We start from the raw sequence: 2614 nt of genomic DNA on the forward strand, positions 1-2614 counted from the left end.
CGGCCAGGCTTTGCGCCGCGCGGCCGCGCGGCCGGGCGACGATATCTGGGTCAGCGGCGAGCTGGGCCTGGGGGCGATGGCGGTGCGCAGCCGGCTGGGCAAGATCGCGCCCTTGCCGGACGGCCTGCGCGAAGCGGCCTGGCGCAAGCTGGAATATCCGGAGCCGCGCATTGCGCTGGGCCAGGCGTTGTTGCCGCTGGCGCATGCCGCCGCCGACGTGTCGGACGGCTTGTTGTCAGACCTGGGGCACATCGCCGCCGCCTCGCATGTGGCGGCGGAAGTCTGGGCCGACGCGCTGCCCTCGCATCCACAGGCGGAGGCGGCGCGCGGGCAATGGCTGGATTGCCTGGCCGCCGGCGGCGACGATTACGAACTGGTGTTCACCGCGCCGGCCGAGCGCCGGACGCAGATCGAGGCCTGCGCCGCAACGGCCGGTTGCCGTCTCAGCCGCATCGGCCGCGTTGTCGCGGGTCAGGGCGTCAGCCTGCTGGACGGCGCCGGCACCATCATCAAACTGGGGAGCATCGGCTATGACCACTTCAACTGAGCGGGAAACGCTGAAACTGCAGCCGGACTGGCGTTTCGTGCTCAGCCATCCGGCCCATTTCCTGGCCTTCGGCTTCGGCAGCGGCCTGGCGCGCAAGGCGCCGGGCACTTGGGGCACGCTGGCCGCTTATCCCTTGTTCTTTGTGCTGAACGCGCTGGGAGTGCAAGGCCTGGCTTTGGCCGTGCTGTGTCTGCCCTTGTTCGTCGCCGGCATCTGGATCTGCGGCTACACCGGCAAGGCGCTGGGCGTGCACGACTACGGCGGCATCGTCTGGGACGAGATCGTCGCCATGCTGTTGGTGCTGGCGTTTACGCCGGCCACGCCGCTGGGCTGGCTGTTGGCTTTTGCGCTGTTCCGCCTGTTCGACATTCTCAAGCCCTGGCCGATACGCTGGCTGGATCGCCGCGTCGGCGGCGGCTTCGGCGTGATGGTGGACGACCTGCTCGCCGCGGCGTTCGCGCTGGCGGCGATGTGGCTGCTGCTGCGCGGCTGGCCGCTGTAGCGGGCAGCGTGGCCGGATGGAGAAAAAGGGGCGATAGCCCCTTTTTTTGCGAGCGGCGGCGGGGTCCGGCTAGGCGACGTCAATGCGAGCGCGTACCATGTCAGACTTTTTCATGCTCATGGTCTTGCCGCCGCGGCGGGACGTGGGGTGGCATGGGTTGGGTTTTTGGAGGTCGTGCATGCGTTGGGATGGGAACCGGGAAAGCGATAATGTGGAAGATCGCCGTGGCGAAAGCGGCGGCGGGGGTGGCGGGGCGTTCGGCGTCGGCGCGGTCCTGATCGGCCTGGTGGCGTGGTTGGTGTTCGATGTCAATCCACTGACGGTGATCAATCTGCTCAGTGAAATGGAGCCGGTGGCCGAGCAGCAGGCCCCGGCCAGAGCGAGTGCGGCGGACGACCGCGACGCCAAGTTCATCCGCGTGATGCTGGCGGATACTGAGGACGTGTGGCGGCCCTTGTTCCAGGCGCAAGGTCAGCGTTACCAGCCACCCAAGCTGGTGATGTTCACAGCGGCGACACCGACGGCCTGCGGCCGCGGCGACGCGGCCATCGGTCCGTTCTACTGTCCCGGCGACGAGAAAATCTATATCGACCTGTCCTTCTTCCATACCCTGGGCCGGGAGTTGGGCGCGCCGGGCGAGTTTGCCCAGGCTTATGTGATCGCGCACGAGGTGGGGCATCATGTGCAGCATCAGCTCGGCATTTCCGCCAAGGTGGACGAGGAAATGGCGCGCAGCGGCGAGAGCCGGGCCAATGCCTTGTCGGTGCGGCTGGAGTTGCAGGCGGACTGTCTGGCCGGGGTGTGGGGGCATCACGCCGATCAGGCGCGGCAAATCCTGGAGCAGGGCGACTTGGAGCAGGCGATGAACGCGGCGGCCAAGATCGGCGACGACACCCTGCAGCGCTCGGCCGGGCATGAAGTAGTGCCGGATTCCTTCACTCACGGCAGCGGCGAGCAGCGCGTGCGCTGGTTCCGCCGCGGCTTCGACAGCGGCGACATGGCGCAGTGCGATACCTTCCGCGCGCGGCGGCTGTAACAAGGAAATGAAAAAAAGGGGCCGTTGGCCCCTTTTGTCATGCTTGTCGCCGCGCTAGCGCACCACTACGGTGCAGGTGGTGCCCGCCACCAGCAGTTGTCCGGCCGGCAAGGCGTCCAGCTCGATGCGCACCGGCACTCGCTGCGCCAGGCGCACCCAGTTGAAAGTGGGATTGACGTCGGCCAGCAGTTCGCGGCCGGTGCCGGCGTCGCGGTCGGTGATGCCGCGGGCGATGCTGGCGACGTGGCCGCGCAGCGTGGGACCGCCGCTGAGCAGGGTGATGTCCACCTTGGCGCCGGGCTTGAGCAGCGGCAGCTTGGTTTCCTCGAAATAGCCTTCCACGCGGTAGGAATTGCGGTCTATCAGCGCCAGCTTAGGCGCCCCGACGGCGGCGAAGTCGCCGACGTGGACATTGAGATTGGTGACGAAGCCATCCACCGGAGCGCGCACCACGGTGCGTTCCAGATTGAGTTGGGCCAGATCGCGCGCGGCCAGCGCCGCCTGGTATTGGGAACCGGCGGCGGCGGCG

Annotated in this window: 4 protein-coding genes; 3 read left to right on the forward strand and 1 reads right to left on the reverse strand. The window is 67.8% G+C overall.

Annotated features, from left to right (window positions below; all coding sequences use genetic code 11):
- From LQT98_RS23440 to ypfJ, 3 genes are all read left to right on the forward strand, one after another.
- Positions 1 to 547: thiamine-phosphate kinase (locus tag LQT98_RS23440; protein WP_269326139.1), on the forward strand; the 547-nt coding region annotated here is incomplete at its 5' end.
- Entirely contained in the window at positions 531 to 1049 is a 519-nt protein-coding gene (locus tag LQT98_RS23445; RefSeq protein ID WP_231465617.1) for a phosphatidylglycerophosphatase A family protein, read from the forward strand. The genes LQT98_RS23440 and LQT98_RS23445, both read left to right, overlap by 17 nt.
- A gap of 178 nt (positions 1050 to 1227) precedes the next feature.
- A complete protein-coding gene (gene ypfJ, locus LQT98_RS23450) occupies positions 1228 to 2085 on the forward strand; it encodes a KPN_02809 family neutral zinc metallopeptidase (RefSeq protein ID WP_231465619.1) in 858 nt (285 codons plus the stop codon).
- A 54-nt stretch (positions 2086 to 2139) separates the two neighbouring features.
- Here the strand turns inward: ypfJ and LQT98_RS23455 are convergent.
- The coding region (locus tag LQT98_RS23455; RefSeq protein ID WP_231465621.1) for an HlyD family efflux transporter periplasmic adaptor subunit at positions 2140 to 2614 on the reverse strand (475 nt) is incomplete at its 5' end.

The sequence above is a fragment of the Chromobacterium aquaticum genome, assembly GCF_021129195.1.
In the GTDB taxonomy this organism is placed as follows: domain Bacteria; phylum Pseudomonadota; class Gammaproteobacteria; order Burkholderiales; family Chromobacteriaceae; genus Chromobacterium; species Chromobacterium aquaticum.